We start from the raw sequence: 18,869 nt of genomic DNA on the forward strand, positions 1-18,869 counted from the left end.
CGAATTAAGTGGGTTGGATTGTATCGGAAGCAATCTAGATAGTTAACTTCAAAAACCGAGGTGTTTTGTAGGGATATGCTGATTCTTTGGTCAGGCATTCGCATGGGCTCTGTCGCGATATGAATCGAAGGGCGAGCGGAGATGGATAGGGTGCGCGAACAGGCGTCATCTGCCCGTTCGCGATCATGTGCATCAACTCGACAGCCGGCAGCCGTCTAGGGCAGCGCCACACCCCAGGCTGCTGTGACGTTGCCGCCAAGGCGCCATTCGTCGAACGGTCGGCGCGGCGCGATGATGGCCGGTAGACGACTGTCCCTGAACCGCGCGTAGTAGGGTTCCACCCAACACAGTTCATCGTGGAAAGTCCACGGAAAAAGATCCTGCTTGATCGGGGTAATCTTCGTGAAGCTCGCGGGGTTTTCTACCGCGTCGATCACAAGATTGGCTAGACGGCCGATCGCGCCGCCGCTCTCCCGATACAGATCGATGTTGCGCCTTTGCACTAGTTCCGCTGCGAACACCAGCGGAATCAGAGCGAACGTGTGATAGTGCAGCGCGCGGTTGCCGCGCTTCACCTCCCGCGCCAATGCACCGTCGGGTCCGATGTCGCGGATGCCCTCGCGAATGCGCAAGAGCCCCGAGTCGATGAGGCTCGAGTTGCCGGTCACGGTGCCAATCGCAATTAGATCGAGGCCCGCCCAATAGACCAGGTTGTTGTGCAGATGGTTGATCGCTTCCGCGTCGCGCGTCGCGATGGCGATTCGCTCAAGCCATGGATCGATCACCTCGAAGCGCGCCCGGTTTTCTTCGCGGAGCTGTTGGGGCATACGCAGGATCACCATCGCGAAGTCCGTTCCTGCCCATGACCGCTCGTAATAGCCCTGATAGCCGGAAATGTGGCCCATCAATGCGTCGGCCTGCGCCCAGCTGTCCAGCAGGCTCAACGCACACGGCCAGTCGCCTTTGCCGGCCGCCGTGTTGAGCCGTGAAACGAAGTTGCGCATCGGCTTGACTGCGTCGGCGTATCCCGAGGCGTCGTCATAGTAGCCGGGGGGATCGATGGTGTTGACAGGAGCCGGTATTTCGCACGCGCGTGCAGAAGATGCGATGACGATTACCGCGATCGCGGCAAGCATGCGAGCGAGCAGCACTCGAACTGACATCCGGAGCATGCAGACCTCTACGGTGATGGTGGCGGTATTTGAAAACGTCAGTTATATCGCGCTGGGGGCGAATCTTGACCTCGCGATCCATGGCAGTCCGGCGCTCTCATGCCTGCTGCTGCAAGTCGAATATCCGGTTCATCGGCACCCACTTCTGCCCTGCCGGCGTCCAGGGTGTGGGAGCCTGAAAGCTCCACATCAGTTCTTCCCATTGTCGGACCGCAGCATTGCTCTCTGCGGCGCGTGCCATTCTGTCAGCGTCATATCTGCCGTCGTCCGTTTCCATGATCATGAATAACCGCGTTCCTAGGCGATAAATCTCCATAGTCGAGACTCCATGCTCGCGTATATGCCTGACGACATCAGGCCAGACCTCACGGTGAAGTTCTTCGTAACGCGCGATAAGATCCGGATCGTCTCTCAGATCCAGGGCAAAGCAGTAGCGCATAGCTGTTCCGTCTCAAGAAATAAGCAACCCAATCTGACCGTCACATGACCGCGCCCCGCAACCACGGCACGAACTCGCGTTCGCCGATCCCGTTTTCCTCGCTGCAGGTCCGCTCGCCCGACGCTACAGCCAGCATCAGTCGAAACAATCGTTCCCCCGTCTCTTCAACGCTGAGTGAGCCGTCGACGATCTCGCCGCAGTTGAAGTCCATATCAGCCCGCATGCGCTCGAAGAGCCCTGTGGTTGTCGCGAGCTTGATCGTCGGGACCGGCTTCGAACCGAATACCGAACCGCGTCCGGTTGTGAAGCAGATCAAATTCGCCCCTCCCGCGATTTGCCCGGTTGCGGACACCGGGTCGTAGCCTGGCGTATCCATGAACACGAGGCCGCAAACGGACACCGGGTCCGCGTAGTCGTACACGGCCTTGAGTGCGGTGCCCCCTCCTTTCGACACCGCACCCAGCGATTTTTCCAGAATCGTCGTGATGCCTCCGGCCTTGTTTCCAGGCGAGGGATTGTTGTTCATTTCTCCACCTGCATCGCCCGCATAGCGCTCCCACCATCGCAGCTTCTCGAGCAACCGATCCGCCACGCCGCGCGACGCGGCTCGCGCCGTCAGCAGGTGTTCGGCGCCGTAGATTTCCGGCGTCTCGGAGAGGATAGCGGTCCCGCCATTGCGTACGAGCAGGTCAACGGCTGCGCCAAGTGCGGGATTCGCCGTGATTCCGGAGTATCCGTCGGAGCCCCCGCACTGAAGCCCGACCTTCAATCGCGCTGCGGGCACTTCCGTGATGACGGCGGCCACGCTGGATCGTCTGCGCCGCACGATCGAGCGGATGCGCGGACTGGCGGCAGCGGGCAAATCGCCGGTCGAGGCAGACCGGCAATATTAGGGCTTCGGCGTCAGCCCCTGCGCGTATAGGCGTAACGGTGCGCGAGCCAGACCGTTCCGGCGCCGTCGGACAATACGAAGTGCTGGTTCTTGACGTCACGGTCCGGGCCGTCGCGGGTGATGACCGTGTTCATGCGCAGCATCTGCCCCGCCACTTCGGACCCGCCGCCCGTGATCGCGAACGGTTCGTGGACGAGCACGACGCCCGCCGCGTCGCCGCGGTCGAAACTGTAGGCGGGCATGATGCCCACCGGCGCTCGCATCTCTATCGACACGTATTTCCACCGGCCTTCCACACGTTGGAAGCTCAGGTAGTCAATGCGCTTGATGTCGTGGCTAGAAGTGTCTGAAGCCGGACGGATGAACTCCTGCAGGTAGGACCCGATCATGCGGCGTTCGGCGACGAGTCCGGTTGTCGTGACCGGAGTGCCGCCTGGCTTATCCCATACCGTCTCGGTGACGTCCCACAAGCCCGCGTATGCCGCCATGGCGGCATTTTCCGGACCCAGTTCATTCAGGCGCTCGGCGGCGGAGGTCGCGGCCAAGGGCATGAGCCCGAGCTGGCCAGAGCCTCCCGTCTTGGCTGCTTGTGTCTGCGCTGCCGCCAAACCGGGAATGAGGGCCGAGCCGAATGCTGCTCCAAGGAAATGACGACGTTTCAACATATTGACGTTCCCGCGCTTGCCCGTGGAGGATCGGCCTCGGGCGTACCGGCCGCTTGCTAAGCTCAGGCTGGCTGAGCCTCGTGACGGCCCCATGGGCCTATATGCACGATGCGTCGGACCGACAACATTCGAGCGAGCGGGTAACGCCACTGCCGACCAAATCCCGACGTGAATCAATTCAGGCTATACGCAGTCCGTGAGCGGGCAAAATCTCCTGCGTAACAACGAAGCGATGCTCCTTCACTGCGTCGTGGAAGCGTCGGTAGTCGCTTCTTTCAAAGGCCTCGCCCCATCGTGGACGGTCGCCATGGTCATCGTCTGACAGCAAACCTGTCGCTTCGAACTTCCAAGAGCCGAGTCCTTTTGCCACATAGTCCGGTATGCGCTCCTTCAGGCCAGGAATGGCTCCGGTCTGCACTGAATCGCAAATTGCCTGAAGTCGTTCCTGGTCGTTGTCGCTTCTGTTGTTAGCGAGTAAGTTGCGAAGCACCTCTTTCACGTTAGGCGGTATTCCTGGCTGAGACTCGAAACCGTCGGCTCCTGCGATAAATGCCTGAACGACACGGCAAGCCATATCGGCCGCGCAAACGAAGTCTTCCAGGTTGTGCCTTTCGACAGGTGTTCCTCTACCGTCGATGTAACTCCATTTCGCCCATGGCTGGTCTGGATAATGCAGCGCAGCACCGTGACCAACTGGCAGTGCCTTCGTCAGCACGTTGGACTCCAAGTCATCGACCAGGTGCTCAGTCGCATGGACCAGATGTGCCAGCCAGTGCTCCGTCGTGCAGTCCTCGGCCTCAAGTCGAAGAACGCGGTTGAACTCGCAGTCGATTCCCGCGAACCCCTGGTGCGCCCATGTATCCACGTAGGCATGGAGCGTCACGCCCAATCGATGCAGGGCGGTATCGGCGTCCCTTTGCCGAATCGCACGCCGAACGACATCTCGCGCAATCGCGCTATCCGCGCGACAAACGGCTTTCTCCTGCAGGGTTTCACCCTCGCCAGCGGGGAGGAAATGGAATGGCGTCCACACAAGCCGATTTTGGTCGTTTTCAGTGTTGGAATAATCGAACAGCCTGTGCGCAGTCGCGAAGCGCTCAAACGTCTCGCCTCCTGCAAACCGCAATATCCCCGCCGTCGTTGCGTCATCGACGTACTGGCAAGCGTGTGCCACCGTCAGCGCCTTGTCGGCCGGCATGCCGGCCACGCGCGCGACGATATACACAACGCCATAGTGAAAATCGATGTTCATTGACGACTCTCCTCAAACGCAACTCATTGGAGGAACAGCGAGTCGCGAGAATTGCGCGTACACGCCAACCCGGGTTGCCCCCGTCACAATGCGCCGCACGATTCGATTGCCCTGACTAAGACACGAGTCTTGCTCGGCTCTGCTCTTGTGCCGAGCCGCGGGTTTTCTGGGTTGATAGCGTGCCTTGGCGCGCCAGCCGAAGAATCCACGCAGGCGCCTGATTCCATGTGAGTGAAACGACCGAGAACGCCCAGACTTCAAAAAACACGCTCGATTCTCAGCAGGAAGTCGACGGGAACACAACGCCGCACAGACTCTGAATACATGTCCGCGTCACACCACTGCCTCATCCGGCTATCGGCCCCGGCCACGCAGGTCCGGTTCCGTCCCTGGCGTTTGGCGGCATAGAGCGCGCGGTCCGCGACTGCAACCAGGCCGCTTCCGTCGGCGTCATCTCCCGGTCGTGTTGAGAGCTAGGAAAGTGGCGTAGCCGTGTACGGCCGCGGTTCATGCCATGATTCGTGGACTGTGACCTTCACATCGACGCGATGAACGTACGCACCTCAGAACATTCTGCCCGTTTCGTTTCAGGCTCGACCATGCGTCATGTGGTTGTCATGGCGGGCACCGGCGCAATCGGCCTGATGGCGGTATTCGCGGTCGACCTTGCGAACCTTTTCTATATATCGCTTCTTGGCGATGCTTCGGTAGCGGCGGCTGTGGGCTTCGCGGGCACCGTCACCTTCTTTCATGTCGCCATCTCAATCGGCGCGACCATTGGAGTCAGTGCGACCGTCGCTCGCTTACTCGGCGCTGGTCAACATGCCAAAGCTCGACAGGTCGCTTCCGCCAGTCTCATTTGGATGAGTTTGGTGACCATCGTATTGAGCGCAGCAACGCTGGCGCTACTCGACCCAATCCTCAATGCGCTCGGTGCGAGAGGAGAAACGCGCGAGTTGGCGCGCACTTTCCTTTACATCACTGGCCCGACCTATCCGCTGCTTGCAATTGGGATGTGTACGGCGGCGATTATGCGCTCGGTTGGCGATGCACGACGAGCCATGATGGTGACTCTCACCGCGGCGGTCATTACGGCAGTTCTAGACCCAATTCTCATCTTCGGCCTGCACCTTGGATTGACTGGTGCGGCCGTTTCGAACGTCGTCGCACGCATAGCGTTGGCCGTTGTAGGTTTGTACGGAGTGGCTAGAGTCAATCACTTGGTCGGCCGCCCACGTATTGGGCGCTCGTGGCGGGATGTGAAGCCCGTGCTGAAGGTTGCCCTTCCGGCCGTCCTGACCAACCTGGCGACGCCGGTCGCCAGTGCGTACGTCACGCATGCAATGGCGCGTTTTGGTCCAGCGGCGGTCGCCGGACAGGCCACAATTGACCGCATCTCACCGGTCGCCTTCGCCTTGATATACGCGCTGACCGGTGCGGTCGGTCCCATCATCTCGCAGAACCTCGGTGCTGGCCGAGCGGACCGAATTCGGGAAACTGTACGAAACAGCCTCGCGTTCGTCCTGCTAACCGTTGCAGTGGCCTGGCTCGTGCTGGCGTTTGATCAGAACGGACTAATTCGCGCTTTCTCCGCCCACGGTGTTACCGCAACAATCCTCTCGACTTTTTGCTCGTGGCTGGTCGCAAGCTATGTCTTCGTTGGTTGTCTTTTCGTGGCGAACGCGACGTTCAACAATTTAGACCGTCCTCTTCTGTCAACGCTATTCAATTGGGGACGAGCAACGGTCGGGACAGTGCCGTTTGTAGCGGTCGGAATCCGACATGGTCCCATCGGTGTGTTGGTGGGCCAGGCAGCCGGCAGCGCGATTTTCGGAACGATGGCGATGCTGGTCGCCTTTCTTGTCGTCAGGCGCCTGCCGATGGGAGATTGCGCTCGCCTGGCACAGCGGCATGCCAACGAGCCGACGTCGTCGGCAGTCAGCGTCCCAGGCGCGGCGGCTGGCAATACCATCGGGCCTCGTGTGCAATGACGCTCCCTATCGTACCGGCCAGTTTGAGGAGGTTGCTGTGACAGTCTCTCGTCTGCGAGATATTCCCGGCATCGGTGTCGACAAAATGGGCGACGCCGCGGACTCATCGAAGAACCGCAACGTTCTACGGCTCGAGAATCTCGATACCGACCTAAGACCGCCCGCCGAGGCCATCCGTCGAACCCACGAGGCAGTCGACGATGACGACGCGAACAGCTATCTACCGTTCACCGGTCAGGTCGCACTGCGCGAGGCGGTCATCGCGCGCATGAAGCAATCGACCGGCATCGGCTACGACGCGAACAGCGAATGCATCATATCCGCGGGCGGGCTAGCCGGCATTCTCAACGTCCTCTTATCGATACTGGAACCCGGCGACGAGGTGGTGCTGACGGACCCGACCTACGCTGGGCTCATCAACCGCGTCAGTCTGGCCGGCGGCGTTCCGAAGTTCGCGCGCCTTATACCGGGTGCCGACGGTTGGCGGCTAGACCTCGACAGTCTTGCAGCAGCAATTGGACCACGGACGCGCGCGCTACTCGTCATGTCGCCCTCCATGCCGAGCGGGTTTGTTGCGACTGCAACCGAGTGGGCTGCCATCGCTTCGCATTGCAGGCAATCGAATGCCTGGCTCGTCTACGACGCTGCGATGGAGCGCATCCTGTTCGATGGTCGCCCGGTCATTCATCCAGCGTCGTTGCCGGACATGCGGCAGCGCACCATCACGGTTGGGTCCGTCTCCAAGGAGTTCAGAATGATTGGATGGCGCGTGGGCTGGATTGTCGGCCCCGAAGTCATCATGACCGACGTCCGGCTGACCAGTCTGACCAACGTCGTGTGCCAGGTTGGCATCGGCATGCCTGGAGCGACAGCCGCGCTCACTTGCTCGGACGATGGCGTGGCGCAAGCGGTAGCCGAGTGGCAGACGCGCCGTGATTTTCTGCTAGCCGAGCTCCACGACCTTCCTGTCATTCGCCCTGATGGAGGTTGGTCCATGCTAATCGACACGGAACAACTCAAACTGTCGTCTCCCGATGCGTCACGAATGCTGCTCGCGAAAGGTGAAGTGGCCGCTACTCCAATGGTTGGCTGGGGACCGGTTGCTAGCCGATATATTCGCTTCGTATTCGCTAACGAACCGGTCTCCCGGCTCGCGGATATCCGCAATCGTGTGCGAGCGGCATGGGGAATCTGAAAGGCGGGCACGATGTGAAGCGGCAGCATACAGAGCCACAGCCGGACATCACAGAGTGAACCGACCGCAGCTCTGTATGTTGGAGACGCTCCTGGTTCTGCTCATGCGCCAGCACCGCCCGTTGGGTCCGGACGGAGTGGCATCGGCAGGAGCGGCGACGGGCCCCAAACTTCGGCCTTGAAATTGGTCGCAAATGTTCGCAATTCCTGCTCCATCGTGCGCCACGGCCCGTCCGCGAACGCTGCCCAGTCAGTCATAGAGTTCCAGCAAGTGGTCGTTCGAATCTGCGGGCTGCCCAACATATTTCGGTTTGCCCGAAGCTCGAGCACGCCAGGCTGCTGCCGAATCGTTTCCGCAGTCTTCTTCGCCCATTCAGCGTAAGACGCGAGATTCACGCCCGGTTGCAGGTCATACGTATTGGTGACCTCAATCATTGCAGTCCCTTTACCAATGGAGTTAGTGCCCGCAGGTAGTCGCCCCCTGCCTATTCGCGGCATTGCAACGCGCCATTTCTCCGATTGCGGCTTATAGGATACGTCGCCGCTAATTTGCGTCAAGAAATTCGGATGACCGAGTAGCTCTGGCACTCACAGGATAAGCCGCCACGTCAAGCCAACTTTGGCGCCCCGCGTGTCAGACAGCGAGCAGCTCGACTGGAGGATGCACCTTCTTCAAGGTAAATGCGTTCGAGCGCGGGACGCCGCCCCCACGCACGACGTAACTACAAGGCAGGGGTCCGGCACGCGAGCCTCAGTGCAACGAACGCCCATTGCTGTACGTCGTCTCCGCGCCGCGATAAGCCAACGTTTAGTGGATGGCAATCAATACGGATGCCGTTGCCGCTATCGCGTTCACGCCCAGGAGTCGCGTCGCCGTTTGCCGAACAGTTCGGCGATACCATCCCGGCCCAAGCCCTTGAGGGCGGAGGTCAACGGGTTGTGGTCGACGCAGTATGAGCAACCATGCGAAGCGGATGCAGCCAATCGGGGCGGACGCGCCATTTCGTTTTCGGCGGATAAGTGACGGGCATCTTCGAGTCCGTCACTTATCCCCAGATTTTGTTGGCAAGGCTGTGAACAAGCTGCGGGCAGCTGTCGTAAGTGATTGATGCAACAAGCATTATTGTCACTGGCACAAGAGCCGGCAAAGACGCAAGCTCGTCTGCCTTCACAAAGCCCGGTGAAATGCTTGAGCCAATACGATGGCATGGCCCGGGTGGCTCACAGCCCACGCATCTCAGCTGTACGACTGAGTACGTGTTCAACGGGATTTGTCGAACTGTCAGTAGGAAGGAGATTTAGCGGAACAGGACACTTAGGGCCGAAGCGCACCAGTGACGGAAGGCTGTCGCCCGACCATAGTTGACCCGGTATCCGACCGCGACGACTGCTCTGTGACTCAGCAGGCATTTGCAGCGATCGGACGACCTGACGTCGTATGCAGGCTCAATGTCGCCGGTTGCGCACGCTTGCCGGAGTAACTTGGCTGCCTGTTCGAGATTCATGCCGAACAGATGGGCCACCTGACGGAATTCGAACCAGGCTGTGCTCTCGTCGAGCCTTCCATCGATTTTCCTGCTGCTCGACGCGCAAACATACTGTACGGACCTCATCGTGCACACTTCTCCTAGTCATCGCCGGAAAACCGTACCTCCATTCAATAGCAGTAGCTCTTCGCTTGATAGAACAGATGCGCCTCGGAGGGAGAATCGTTTCGTCAGGCGTGTAGCAATGAGACGATGCCTGTCGCGTTGCCTCCATTGAGCGAGCCCTCGCAGAACCGCGCTGTAAGAAGTGGCGCGGCCTCGATACGAACTGATTCCATTGGAGATATGTGGGGAGGCGGTGAACGATTGCGACACGGAAGTGAGTACCAGCCTTGGCTTTGTCAGCTCCGTTTGCGATGGTCAGACGAATCCCGCGCCAGCCCTTCGCCAATTTACTTGACACCTAAAATATCTACGACTAAATTAAATCCAACACCACGCGAGGAGCGAGCATGCGTATCGTCTGCATCGGGGGCGGTCCGGCCGGGCTGTATTTCGGGTTGTTGATGAAGCTGCAGAATCCGGCGCACGACATTTCGGTCATCGAGCGCAACCGCCCCTACGACACGTTCGGCTGGGGCGTCGTGTTTTCCGACCAGACGCTCGGCAACTTGCGCGCCGCCGACGAAAAAAGCGCCGACATGATCCTCGACGCGTTCAACCACTGGGACGACATCGAGATCAACTTCCGCGGCAGCAAGGTCCGCTCCTCCGGCCATGGGTTTTGCGGCATCGGCCGCAAGCGTCTCTTGAACATCCTGCAGGCGCGCTGCGAAGAACTCGGCGTGAAGCTCGTCTTCGAAACCAGCGTGTCGGACGACAACGCCTACGACGCCGATCTGATCATCGCCTGCGACGGCGCCAACAGCGCCATCCGCCAGAAATACGCGGCGACCTATCAGCCCGATATCGACCTGCGCGACTGCCGCTTCGTGTGGCTCGGCACGCACAAGCTGTTCGACGCGTTCACGTTCGCGTTCGAAAAGACCGAATGGGGCTGGTTTCAGGCACACACGTACCGCTTCGACGATCAAACGTCGACCTTCATCGTGGAAGCGCCCGAGCGCGTGTGGCGCGCCGCCGGCCTCGACACCATGAGCAAGGAAGACGGCATCGCGTTCTGCGAACGGCTCTTCGCGAAGTATCTCGACGGACATCCGCTCATCTCGAACGCCGCGCACCTGCGCGGCTCGTCGCAGTGGATTCGCTTTCCGCGCGTCGTCAACCGGCAATGGGTGCATCGCAAGCCACGCAACGGCGGCGGCACCACGCCCGTCGTGTTGATGGGCGACGCCGCGCACACGGCGCATTTCTCGATCGGCTCCGGCACCAAGCTCGCGCTCGAAGACGCGATCGAACTCGCCACCAGCATCGCCGCGCACCCTGGCCATCTCGACGCCGCGCTCGATCATTACACCGACGTGCGCAGCGTCGATGTGCTGCGCATCCAGAACGCCGCGCGCAATTCGACGGAGTGGTTCGAACACGTCGATCGCTATGCATCGTTCGAGCCCGAACAATTCGCGTATTCGCTGCTCACGCGCTCGCAGCGCATCTCGCACGAAAACCTGCGCACGCGCGACGCGCAGTACCTTTCGTCGTTCGAGAATTGGCTCGCGTCACACGCGGCCGGTACCAAGCACGACACCGGCACGCACAGCACCAACGCGCGTTCCATTCCGCCGATGTTCACGCCGTTCACGCTGCGCGGCGTGACGCTGAAAAACCGCGTGGTGGTGTCGCCGATGGCGCAATACTCCGCGGTCGACGGCATCGCGGGCGACTATCACTTGATGCACCTCGGCGCACGCGCCATGGGCGGCGCCGCGCTCGTGATGACGGAAATGACCTGCGTGTCGCCTGAGGCGCGCATCACGCCCGGATGCCCTGGCATGTACGCGCCGGAGCATCTAAAAGCATGGCGCCGTATCGTCGACTTCGTGCATGCGAACTCGGACGCGAAGATCGGCTTGCAACTCGGCCACGCAGGCGCGAAGGCATCGACGCGCGTGAGCTGGGAAGGCATCGATCTGCCGCTGCCCGAAGGCAACTGGCCGCTCGTATCGGCATCGCCGCAGCAATATCTGAAAGACGTCAGCCAATGGTCGCGCGAGGCAAGCCGCGAGGAACTGCGCGACATCACGCAGCAATTCGTGCGCGCGACGGAAATGGCCGAAGAAGCGGGCTTCGACTGGCTTGAATTGCACTGCGCGCACGGCTACTTCCTGTCGAGCTTCCTCTCGCCGCTCACGAATCATCGCACCGACGACTACGGTGGCTCGCTCGCGAATCGCCTGCGCTATCCACTCGAAGTCTTCACGGCGATCCGCAAAGTCTGGCCGCAGCACAAGCCGATTTCGGTGCGTATTTCGGCGCACGATTGGGTCGACGGCGGCAACACGCCCGACGACGCCGTCGAGATCGCGCGCGCATTCAAGGCAGCGGGCGCGGACATGATCGACGTGTCGTCGGGCCAGGTCAGCAAGGAAGAAAAGCCCGTGTTCGGCCGCATGTTCCAAACGCCGTTCTCGGACCGCATCCGCAACGAGGCGGGCATCGCGACGATCGCGGTCGGCGCGATCTCCGAAGCCGATCACGTCAACAGCATCATCGCGGCGGGCCGCGCCGACTTGTGCGCGGTAGCGCGGCCGCATCTCGCGAACCCGGCGTGGACGCTCACCGAAGCGGCCAAGATCGGCTATTTCGATGTGATGTGGCCGAAGCAATACGCGGCGGCGAAATCGCAGCTCGAACGCAATCTCGAACGCGAGCGCGCCATGGCCGAACAGAACGCCCGCGCGACGCCGCTCGAACGCGCGCAGCGTGCGGAGGAAATGGTATGAGCGTGCGAACGCTGACGGACAAACACGCCGTCGTCACAGGCGGCGGCAGCGGCATCGGTGCGGCGACGGCCGAAGCGCTCTTGCGTGCCGGCGCTCGCGTCACGCTGATGGGCCGCGATGCCGCGCGGCTCGACTGGCAACGCACACGCCTTGCGGAGTTTGGCGAGGTCGCGTGCGTGAGCGTCGATGTCACGCAAGCGGAGTCGGTTGCGGATGCATTCGCCACGGCGAGCGAAACGTTCGGCGTCGTCGACGTGCTCGTCAACAACGCCGGACAAGCCAAAGCCGCGCCATTCACGAAGACCGACATCGCGCTATGGCAGCGCATGCTCGACGTCAATCTCACCGGCGTGTTCCTCTGCACGCAAGCTGTGCTTCCGGCAATGATCGAGCAGCGTGCCGGCCGCATCATCAACGTCGCGAGCACGGCGGGACAGATCGGCTACCCATACGTCGCCGCCTACTGCGCGGCGAAGCACGGCGTGATCGGCCTCACGCGCTCGCTCGCACTCGAAGTCGCGGCCAAAGGCGTGACGGTCAACGCAGTCTGCCCCGGCTACACCGAAACCGATTTGCTGCGCGAATCGCTCGATCAAATCATCGCGAAGACGGGACGAAGCGAAGCGGAAGCGCGCGCGTCGCTCGTGCAAAACAACCCGCAACAGCGCTTCGTCACGCCCGGCGAAGTCGCGCACGCGGTGCTGTGGCTTTGTCAGCCCGAATCCGGCTCGATCACCGGCCAGTCGATATCTGTCTCAGGCGGAGAAGTCACGTGACGAATCGCACCAACGCGACTGCTAAAAAGAAAGCGGGCGCGCCGCTCAACGACGCCCCCCGCAAAGGCACGCCGAAGCCGGCCGACAACGTCGTCGATCTCGAGATGAGCACCGGCGCCGACAGTCACATGGGCCTGCGCCTCTGGCTGCGCATGCTGACGACGACCAATCTCGTGCAAGCCGAATTGCGCCGGCGTCTGCGCGCGGAATTCGATACCACGCTGCCGCGCTTCGATCTGATGGCGCAGCTCGAGCGTCATCCCGAGGGCCTGAAGATGAGCGAGATTTCGCGTCGTCTGATGGTGACGGGCGGCAACGTGACCGGCATTACCGATCAATTGGAAAAGGAAGGGCTCGTCGCGCGCGATGCCGATCCGAACGACCGCCGCGCGTTCAGCGTGCGCTTGACGCCCGCGGGCCGCGAGCTGTTCGACCGGATGGCGGTCGCGCACGAGCAATGGGTCGTCGAACTGTTCGGCGGCCTCGGCCTCGACGAGAAATCGAAGATGCATCAGCGCCTCGGCAAGCTGAAGAAGCATCTGGTCGAGAACATCAAGAGCTGATTGGCGCGGCGCGTTTCGTTGCGTGCACAACGAAGCCGCTTGACGCTTGGAGAGAGACACCTATGACAGCATCCACCGCAGACGGCCTCTTTGCAGGCAATCGCACGACGCTCGCTCAGTACGAAGCGCGTCACTTCGGCTGGTCGGTGCGCGACCGCGTCGCCACGATCACGCTCAATCGCCCCGAACGCAAGAACCCGCTCACGTTCGAATCGTATGCGGAGCTGCGCGATCTCTTTCGCCAGCTCGCGTACGCGACTGATATCAAAGCGGTCGTCATTCACGGTGCGGGCGAGAACTTCTGCTCGGGTGGCGACGTGCATGAAATCATCGGCCCGCTGATCGGCTTGCCGATGCCCGAGCTCTTGATATTCACGCGCATGACGGGGGACCTCGTCAAGGCAATGCGCCATTGTCCGCAGCCGATCATCGCGGCCGTCGATGGCGTCTGCGCCGGCGCTGGCGCGATCGTCGCGATGGCCTCCGACATGCGCTACGGCACCGCGCGCAGCAAGCTCGCGTTCCTATTTACGCGTGTCGGCCTCGCGGGCTGCGACATGGGCGCGTGCGCTATCCTGCCGCGCATCATCGGCCAAGGACGCGCATCCGAGCTGCTCTTCACGGGACGCTCGGCAAGCGGCGAAGAAGGCTACGCGTGGGGGTTCTACAACCGCTTGTGCGAACCGTCCGAATTGGTTGCGGACGCAACCAAACTCGCAACGGACATCGCTTCCGGCCCGACGTTCGGACACGGCATCACGAAGAAGATGCTGCATCAGGAATGGAACATGGGCGTCGACGAGGCGATCGAGGCCGAAGCGCAGGCGCAAGCGATCTGCATGGCGACGCACGATTTCGAGCGTGCCTATCGCGCGTTCGCCGCGAAAACGCGGCCCGTGTTCGAAGGAGACTGACTTGGGCACGTACGACCATTCCTCCAACGCGCTCGACTGGCCGTTCTTCGAAGCTCATCATCGCGCGCTCGCCGCGGATCTCGACGCTTGGGCCGTCAAGCATCTGTCGCACGTCCCGCACGATGCGGCATCGGTCGACGACACTTGCCGCCATCTCGTGCGCGAACTCGGCGCGGCCGGGTGGCTGCGCTACGGCGTGGGCGGCACAGCCTACGGCGGCCATGGCGACACGATCGATACGCGCGCCGTCTGCCTGCTGCGCGAGACGCTCGCCAAGCATTCGGGTCTCGCGGACTTCGCGCTCGCCATGCAAGGGCTCGGCTCGGGCGCGATCTCGCTCGCCGGCACCGACGAACAGAAGCAGCGCTATCTCCCGCGCGTCGCAAACGGCACCGCGATTGCGGCGTTCGCGCTCTCCGAACCCGAAGCAGGCTCGGATGTCGCCGCGATGGCGCTCGCCGCGCGCGATGTCGGCGACGCCTACGTGCTCGACGGCGAGAAGACTTGGATCTCGAACGGCGGCATCGCCGATTTCTACGTCGTCTTCGCACGCACCGGCGAAGCGCCCGGCGCACGCGGCATCACCGCGTTCATCGTCGACGCCGATACGCCGGGCCTCTCGATCGCCGAACGCATCGACGTGATCGCGCCGCATCCGCTGGCGCGCCTGAAGTTCGAAGGCGCCCGCGTGCCGAAAAGCCAAATGCTCGGCGCACCCGCCGAAGGCTTCAAGCTCGCCATGCGCACGCTCGATATTTTCCGCACGTCGGTCGCGGCGGCGTCGCTCGGCTTCGCGCGGCGCGCGATGCACGAAGCGCTCGCGCGCGCTTCCTCGCGCCGCGTGTTCGGCCAGGCGCTCGGCGACTTTCAATTGACACAGGCGAAGCTCGCGCAGATGGCGCTCACGATCGACAGCGCCGCGCTCCTCGTCTACCGCGCCGCCTGGCTGCGCGATCAAGGCAAGAGCGTGACGCGCGAAGCCGCGATGGCGAAGTGGCATGCGAGCGAAGGCGCGCAACAAGTCATCGATGCGGCCGTGCAGATCTGGGGTGGCAAGGGCGTGCAAAGCGACGTGACGGTCGAGCAGTTGTATCGCGAGATTCGCGCATTGCGCATTTACGAAGGCGCGACGGAGGTGCAGCAGTTGATCGTCGGACGCGATCTGCTGAAGACGTATCAAGCGTCCTTGCAGGAGTCTTCGCAATGAGCAGCGAAGCCTTCGTATTCGAACGGCCGGTACGCATCCGCTTCGCACACTGCGATCCGGCGGGCATCGTGTTCTTTCCGCAGTATCTGACGCTGACCAATGGCCTCGTCGAAGACTGGTTCACCGACGATCTCGGCATCGACTACGCGCACATGATTCGCGAACGCCGCGTCGGCCTGCCGATCGTCAAGCTCGATTGCGAGTTTTCCAGGCCGAGCCGCATGGGCGAGACGATCACGCTCGCGCTCAGCGTGAAGACCATCGGGCGACGCTCGATCGGCATCGAAATCGCCGGCCGGCTCGGCGACGAAATCCGCTTTCGCGCGACCCAGGTGCTCGTGACGACATCGCTTGAAACCGGCGTATCGATCGACATTCCCGGCGATATCCGCTTGGCGCTCACGCGCTTCGTGGCAGACGCACCGACTCTCTTGGCGGAGGAAAAGTCCTCATGAAAAAAGCGCTCTTACCGCAAGGCTGGATCAAGCCGCGCGGCTATGCCAACGGCGTCGCCGCACGCGGCACGCAGGTGTTCGTCGCGGGCCAGATCGGCTGGGACGAAACCGAGACGTTCCAGTCGGACGAGTTTGGCAGCCAAGCACGACAGGCGCTCGCGAACATCGTCGCCGTGCTGGGCGCGGCGGGCGGCCGCCCCGAGCACATCGTCCGCATGACCTGGTACGTGATCGACAAGCGCGAATACCTCGCGGCGCTCAAAGACGTCGGCCAGGCGTTTCGCGAACTGATCGGCGACTACGACATCGCGATGAGCGCGGTGCAAGTCGCGGCGCTCATCGAAGACCGAGCAAAAGTCGAAATCGAAGCCACTGCGGTGATCCCCGATTAAGTGTGCCGCTAACCCGGAGCCAGTCATGCAACCGTCAGCCCACGTCGATACGTTTGCTCGCGACAGCCTGCCGCCGCAGGACCAATGGCCGGAATTGCTGCTCGAGAACCCCGACGTCGCCTACCCCGCCCGCCTCAACTGCGCGACCGAACTGCTCGATCGCACGATCGAAGCGGGCCACGGCGAACGCGTTGCGATCTGGTCGGATGTAGACGGGAAACCGCATGCCACGACTTACGGTGAGCTGCTTGCACTCGTCAACCGCACCGCACACGTGCTCGTCGACGAGATGGGCCTCCAACCGGGCAACCGTGTGCTGCTGCGCGGCCCGAACACGCTGCAGATGGCGATCGCGTTTCTCGCGAGCCTGAAAGCGGGCCTCGTCGTCGTGCCCACGATGCCGCTTTTGCGCGCGAAGGAACTCAAGCAGATCGTCGACAAAGCGAAGATCAGCGCCGCCCTGTGCGACGCGCGCTTGATCGATGAGTTAGAGAAATGCCGCGAACCCGGCAACGAATTCTTTTGCGCCGATCTCGCGCAGGTCCGGCTATTTCATTGCGATACGCCTGATTCGCTCGATACTTTGGCCGCCGCCAAATCCGATGTTTTCAAAGCCTGCGACACGGCGGCCGACGACGTCTGCCTGATCGCGTTCACAAGCGGCACGACGGGTGCGCCGAAGGGCTGCATGCATTTCCATCGCGACGTGCTCGCGATGTGCGACCTGTTCCCGCGCCACGTGCTGAAGCCAACCGCCGACGACGTGTTCTGCGGCACGCCGCCGCTCGCGTTCACGTTCGGGCTCGGGGGCCTCTTGTGTTTCCCGCTGCGCGTGGGCGCATCGACCGTGCTGATCGAAAAGCTTACTCCGGAGACGCTGCTGCAGACGGTCGAGCGGTTTCGAGCGACGATCATGTTCACCGCGCCGACGTTCTACCGCCAAATGGCCCCGCTTGCCGCCCGTTTCGATATCTCGACGCTCGCGAAAACGGTATCGGCCGGCGAAGCGCTGCCCGATTCGACGCGCCAGCTCTGGCGCGACACGACCGGCATCGAGATGATCGACGGCATCGGCGGGACGGAATTGATCCACATCTTCATCTCGTCGGCAGGAGCGGACGTCCGCCGCGGCGCGATTGGACGCGCCGTGCCCGGTTATGTGATCCAGGCCGTCGATGACGCGATGCAGCCAGTGGCCGCTGGCACGGTCGGCAAGCTCGCGGTGCGCGGGCCGACGGGCTGCCGCTATCTCGCGGACGAGCGTCAGATGAAATTCGTGCGCGACGGCTGGAATCTCCCCGGCGACGCGGTTTATCTCGACGACGACGGCTACGTCTTCTATCAGGCGCGTGCCGACGACATGATCGTATCGGCCGGATACAACATCTCCGGGCCCGAAGTCGAAGGCGTGTTGATGAAGCACGAAGCGGTGGCGGAATGCGGCGTGATTGGCGCGCCGGACGAGGAGCGCGGGCAGATCGTGAAGGCGTTTGTCGTCGTCAAGCCGGGGTATGCGCCGAGCGACGAGCTTGTCGCCGAGTTGCAGGCGTTTGTGAAAAGCACAGTCGCGCCCTACAAGTACCCGCGCGTGATTCGTTTTCTCGATGCGTTGCCGCGAACCGAGACGGGGAAGTTGAAGCGCTTTGCGCTGCGGTCGATGTGAGGAGCGAACTGTCGATTCGTGCGATTTGGGCGCACTGTATCGGCAGAGCCGCCGACTGGGGGACCGCGCAACCTTTGTGCGCATAAAGTGTGCATACTCCCGGCCGCGCCATTCGACACCAGCACTGTGAGCGAGCACTAACTTTCGCGCCGAAGCCCCGCCCGCCTCGCGTTGCCTACATCTGCTTGAACAACCCCACATACGCCCGGCTCACCGGAAGCACGTCCGTGTGATTGCGCAAATGAATGCGCAACCGCCCGAGCAAATCGCGCTCGACTCGATCGATCGCCGAGTACGAAACGATAACGCTGCGGTGCACCTGCGCGAATTTGGCGGTATCGAGCCGCTGCAGCAACTCCTTGAGCGGCGTGCGGATGATGTGCCGGCGCTCGGCCGTGACGACTTCGGTGTATTTGTCGGTCGCCTGGAAATACAGCACGTCTTCGATCGACACCAGATGTGTCGTGTCCTTCAGGCCGACCGTCAGCCATTGGATCGGCGCGTGACCGTTCTCCGGCGACGCGCCTGCGCCCGAAACAGCCTGCGGCGCCGCCCCGCCGCGCTGCAGCTTGGCGATACAGCGCAGCAGACGCTCGTCGTTGAGCGGCTTGAGCAGGTAGTCGGCCGCGGAGGTATCGAACGCCTGCACCGCGTATTCGTCGTAGGCCGTCACGAACACCACGCGCACCGCAGGCAGCAGCCGCGCGATTTCCAAGCCGTCGACACCCGGCATCCGAATGTCGAGAAACGCGTAATCGGGCTGTTTGGCGTTCAATTCGGCGAGCGCTTCCACGCCGTTGCGCGGCATGGCGACGATCTCCAGCTCCGGCCAGTACTTCTCCAGGCGCGAAGCCAATTCGGCGGCCAGATTCGGTTCGTCGTCGGCGATCAGGGCGGTCGGCAT

16 protein-coding genes and 2 pseudogenes are annotated in these 18,869 nt (G+C 62.1%); 11 read left to right on the forward strand and 7 right to left on the reverse strand.

Going from position 1 to position 18,869, the window contains the following annotated elements; all coding sequences use genetic code 11:
- Positions 1-215: 215 nt before the first annotated feature.
- The 3 genes and pseudogenes from AAHK20_RS05755 to AAHK20_RS05765 form a co-directional block, all read right to left on the reverse strand.
- Positions 216-1,172: a mannuronate-specific alginate lyase gene (locus AAHK20_RS05755; RefSeq protein ID WP_449180477.1), complete on the reverse strand. Its 957-nt coding sequence runs from the start codon at positions 1,170-1,172 to the stop codon at positions 216-218.
- A gap of 97 nt (positions 1,173-1,269) precedes the next feature.
- Positions 1,270-1,611, reverse strand: coding sequence for an L-rhamnose mutarotase (locus tag AAHK20_RS05760; protein ID WP_449180478.1), 342 nt, complete (start codon positions 1,609-1,611; stop codon positions 1,270-1,272).
- Between the two features lie 40 nt (positions 1,612-1,651).
- Positions 1,652-2,401 (reverse strand): annotated as a pseudogene (locus AAHK20_RS05765) (altronate dehydratase); the annotation flags it as partial.
- Between AAHK20_RS05765 and AAHK20_RS05770 the strand changes: the two are divergent.
- Positions 2,394-2,501: pseudogene (locus AAHK20_RS05770) on the forward strand (GntR family transcriptional regulator); the annotation flags it as partial. The pseudogenes AAHK20_RS05765 and AAHK20_RS05770 overlap by 8 nt on opposite strands.
- A 13-nt stretch (positions 2,502-2,514) precedes the next feature.
- Here AAHK20_RS05770 and AAHK20_RS05775 read toward each other — a convergent pair.
- Together AAHK20_RS05775 and AAHK20_RS05780 are read right to left on the reverse strand one after the other, a co-directional pair.
- The gene (locus tag AAHK20_RS05775) at positions 2,515-3,168 is read right to left on the reverse strand and encodes a hypothetical protein (RefSeq protein WP_449180479.1); all 654 of its coding nucleotides are present in this window, start codon (positions 3,166-3,168) and stop codon (positions 2,515-2,517) included.
- Positions 3,169-3,346: 178 nt separating this feature from the next.
- On the reverse strand, positions 3,347-4,420 hold the full coding sequence (locus AAHK20_RS05780) for a DUF6765 family protein (protein ID WP_449180480.1): 1,074 nt from the start codon (positions 4,418-4,420) through the stop codon (positions 3,347-3,349).
- Positions 4,421-4,968: 548 nt separating this feature from the next.
- Here AAHK20_RS05780 and AAHK20_RS05785 point away from each other — a divergent pair.
- Both AAHK20_RS05785 and AAHK20_RS05790 read left to right on the forward strand, forming a co-directional pair.
- Complete coding sequence (locus AAHK20_RS05785) at positions 4,969-6,411, forward strand: MATE family efflux transporter (RefSeq protein ID WP_449180481.1); 1,443 nt, start codon at positions 4,969-4,971, stop codon at positions 6,409-6,411.
- Positions 6,412-6,448: 37 nt separating this feature from the next.
- Positions 6,449-7,606, forward strand: coding sequence for a pyridoxal phosphate-dependent aminotransferase (locus AAHK20_RS05790; RefSeq protein ID WP_449180482.1), 1,158 nt, complete (start codon positions 6,449-6,451; stop codon positions 7,604-7,606).
- A gap of 101 nt (positions 7,607-7,707) precedes the next feature.
- On the opposite strand, the gene AAHK20_RS05795 is transcribed toward AAHK20_RS05790, so the two are convergent.
- On the reverse strand, positions 7,708-8,040 hold the full coding sequence (locus tag AAHK20_RS05795) for an antibiotic biosynthesis monooxygenase family protein (RefSeq protein WP_449180483.1): 333 nt from the start codon (positions 8,038-8,040) through the stop codon (positions 7,708-7,710).
- 1,564 nt (positions 8,041-9,604) lie between these two features.
- On the opposite strand from AAHK20_RS05795, the gene AAHK20_RS05800 reads away from it, so the two are divergent.
- From AAHK20_RS05800 to AAHK20_RS05835, 8 genes are all read left to right on the forward strand, one after another.
- Positions 9,605-11,995 (forward strand): bifunctional salicylyl-CoA 5-hydroxylase/oxidoreductase, encoded by a 2,391-nt coding sequence (locus tag AAHK20_RS05800; protein ID WP_449180484.1) that lies wholly within the window; start codon positions 9,605-9,607, stop codon positions 11,993-11,995.
- Positions 11,992-12,771 (forward strand): SDR family NAD(P)-dependent oxidoreductase, encoded by a 780-nt coding sequence (locus tag AAHK20_RS05805; protein ID WP_449180485.1) that lies wholly within the window; start codon positions 11,992-11,994, stop codon positions 12,769-12,771. The genes AAHK20_RS05800 and AAHK20_RS05805 overlap by 4 nt, the downstream gene beginning before the upstream one ends.
- Positions 12,768-13,334, forward strand: coding sequence for a MarR family winged helix-turn-helix transcriptional regulator (locus tag AAHK20_RS05810; protein ID WP_449180486.1), 567 nt, complete (start codon positions 12,768-12,770; stop codon positions 13,332-13,334). The genes AAHK20_RS05805 and AAHK20_RS05810 overlap by 4 nt, the downstream gene beginning before the upstream one ends.
- Before the next feature lie 62 nt (positions 13,335-13,396).
- Positions 13,397-14,248, forward strand: coding sequence for an enoyl-CoA hydratase family protein (locus AAHK20_RS05815; RefSeq protein WP_449180487.1), 852 nt, complete (start codon positions 13,397-13,399; stop codon positions 14,246-14,248).
- 1 nt (position 14,249) lies between these two features.
- Positions 14,250-15,455, forward strand: coding sequence for an acyl-CoA dehydrogenase family protein (locus AAHK20_RS05820; RefSeq protein WP_449180488.1), 1,206 nt, complete (start codon positions 14,250-14,252; stop codon positions 15,453-15,455).
- Positions 15,452-15,910, forward strand: a complete 459-nt coding sequence (locus AAHK20_RS05825) for an acyl-CoA thioesterase (RefSeq protein ID WP_449180489.1) — start codon at positions 15,452-15,454, stop codon at positions 15,908-15,910. Before AAHK20_RS05820 ends, AAHK20_RS05825 begins: the two co-directional genes overlap by 4 nt.
- A complete protein-coding gene (locus tag AAHK20_RS05830) occupies positions 15,907-16,302 on the forward strand; it encodes a RidA family protein (RefSeq protein WP_449180490.1) in 396 nt (131 codons plus the stop codon). Before AAHK20_RS05825 ends, AAHK20_RS05830 begins: the two co-directional genes overlap by 4 nt.
- Positions 16,303-16,327: 25 nt before the next feature.
- The gene (locus AAHK20_RS05835) at positions 16,328-17,965 is read left to right on the forward strand and encodes an AMP-binding protein (RefSeq protein WP_449180491.1); all 1,638 of its coding nucleotides are present in this window, start codon (positions 16,328-16,330) and stop codon (positions 17,963-17,965) included.
- A gap of 175 nt (positions 17,966-18,140) precedes the next feature.
- On the opposite strand, the gene AAHK20_RS05840 is transcribed toward AAHK20_RS05835, so the two are convergent.
- The gene (locus AAHK20_RS05840) at positions 18,141-18,869 is read right to left on the reverse strand and encodes a LytR/AlgR family response regulator transcription factor (RefSeq protein WP_449180492.1); all 729 of its coding nucleotides are present in this window, start codon (positions 18,867-18,869) and stop codon (positions 18,141-18,143) included.

This window comes from Trinickia camelliae (assembly GCF_053525655.1).

Bases quoted from the DNA above. Each gene is read 5' to 3' on its own strand.
- AAHK20_RS05815 (WP_449180487.1), top strand. From the start codon at position 13,397: ATGACAGCATCCACCGCAGACGGCCTCTTTGCAGGCAATCGCACGACG.
- AAHK20_RS05800 (WP_449180484.1), top strand. From the start codon at position 9,605: ATGCGTATCGTCTGCATCGGGGGCGGTCCGGCCGGGCTGTATTTCGGG.
- AAHK20_RS05780 (WP_449180480.1), bottom strand. From the start codon at position 4,420: ATGAACATCGATTTTCACTATGGCGTTGTGTATATCGTCGCGCGCGTG.
- AAHK20_RS05785 (WP_449180481.1), top strand. From the start codon at position 4,969: ATGAACGTACGCACCTCAGAACATTCTGCCCGTTTCGTTTCAGGCTCG.
- AAHK20_RS05840 (WP_449180492.1), bottom strand. From the start codon at position 18,869: ATGCCGACCGCCCTGATCGCCGACGACGAACCGAATCTGGCCGCCGAA.
- AAHK20_RS05825 (WP_449180489.1), top strand. From the start codon at position 15,452: ATGAGCAGCGAAGCCTTCGTATTCGAACGGCCGGTACGCATCCGCTTC.
- AAHK20_RS05760 (WP_449180478.1), bottom strand. From the start codon at position 1,611: ATGCGCTACTGCTTTGCCCTGGATCTGAGAGACGATCCGGATCTTATC.
- AAHK20_RS05755 (WP_449180477.1), bottom strand. From the start codon at position 1,172: ATGCTCCGGATGTCAGTTCGAGTGCTGCTCGCTCGCATGCTTGCCGCG.
- AAHK20_RS05835 (WP_449180491.1), top strand. From the start codon at position 16,328: ATGCAACCGTCAGCCCACGTCGATACGTTTGCTCGCGACAGCCTGCCG.
- AAHK20_RS05830 (WP_449180490.1), top strand. From the start codon at position 15,907: ATGAAAAAAGCGCTCTTACCGCAAGGCTGGATCAAGCCGCGCGGCTAT.
- AAHK20_RS05795 (WP_449180483.1), bottom strand. From the start codon at position 8,040: ATGATTGAGGTCACCAATACGTATGACCTGCAACCGGGCGTGAATCTC.
- AAHK20_RS05775 (WP_449180479.1), bottom strand. From the start codon at position 3,168: ATGTTGAAACGTCGTCATTTCCTTGGAGCAGCATTCGGCTCGGCCCTC.
- AAHK20_RS05805 (WP_449180485.1), top strand. From the start codon at position 11,992: ATGAGCGTGCGAACGCTGACGGACAAACACGCCGTCGTCACAGGCGGC.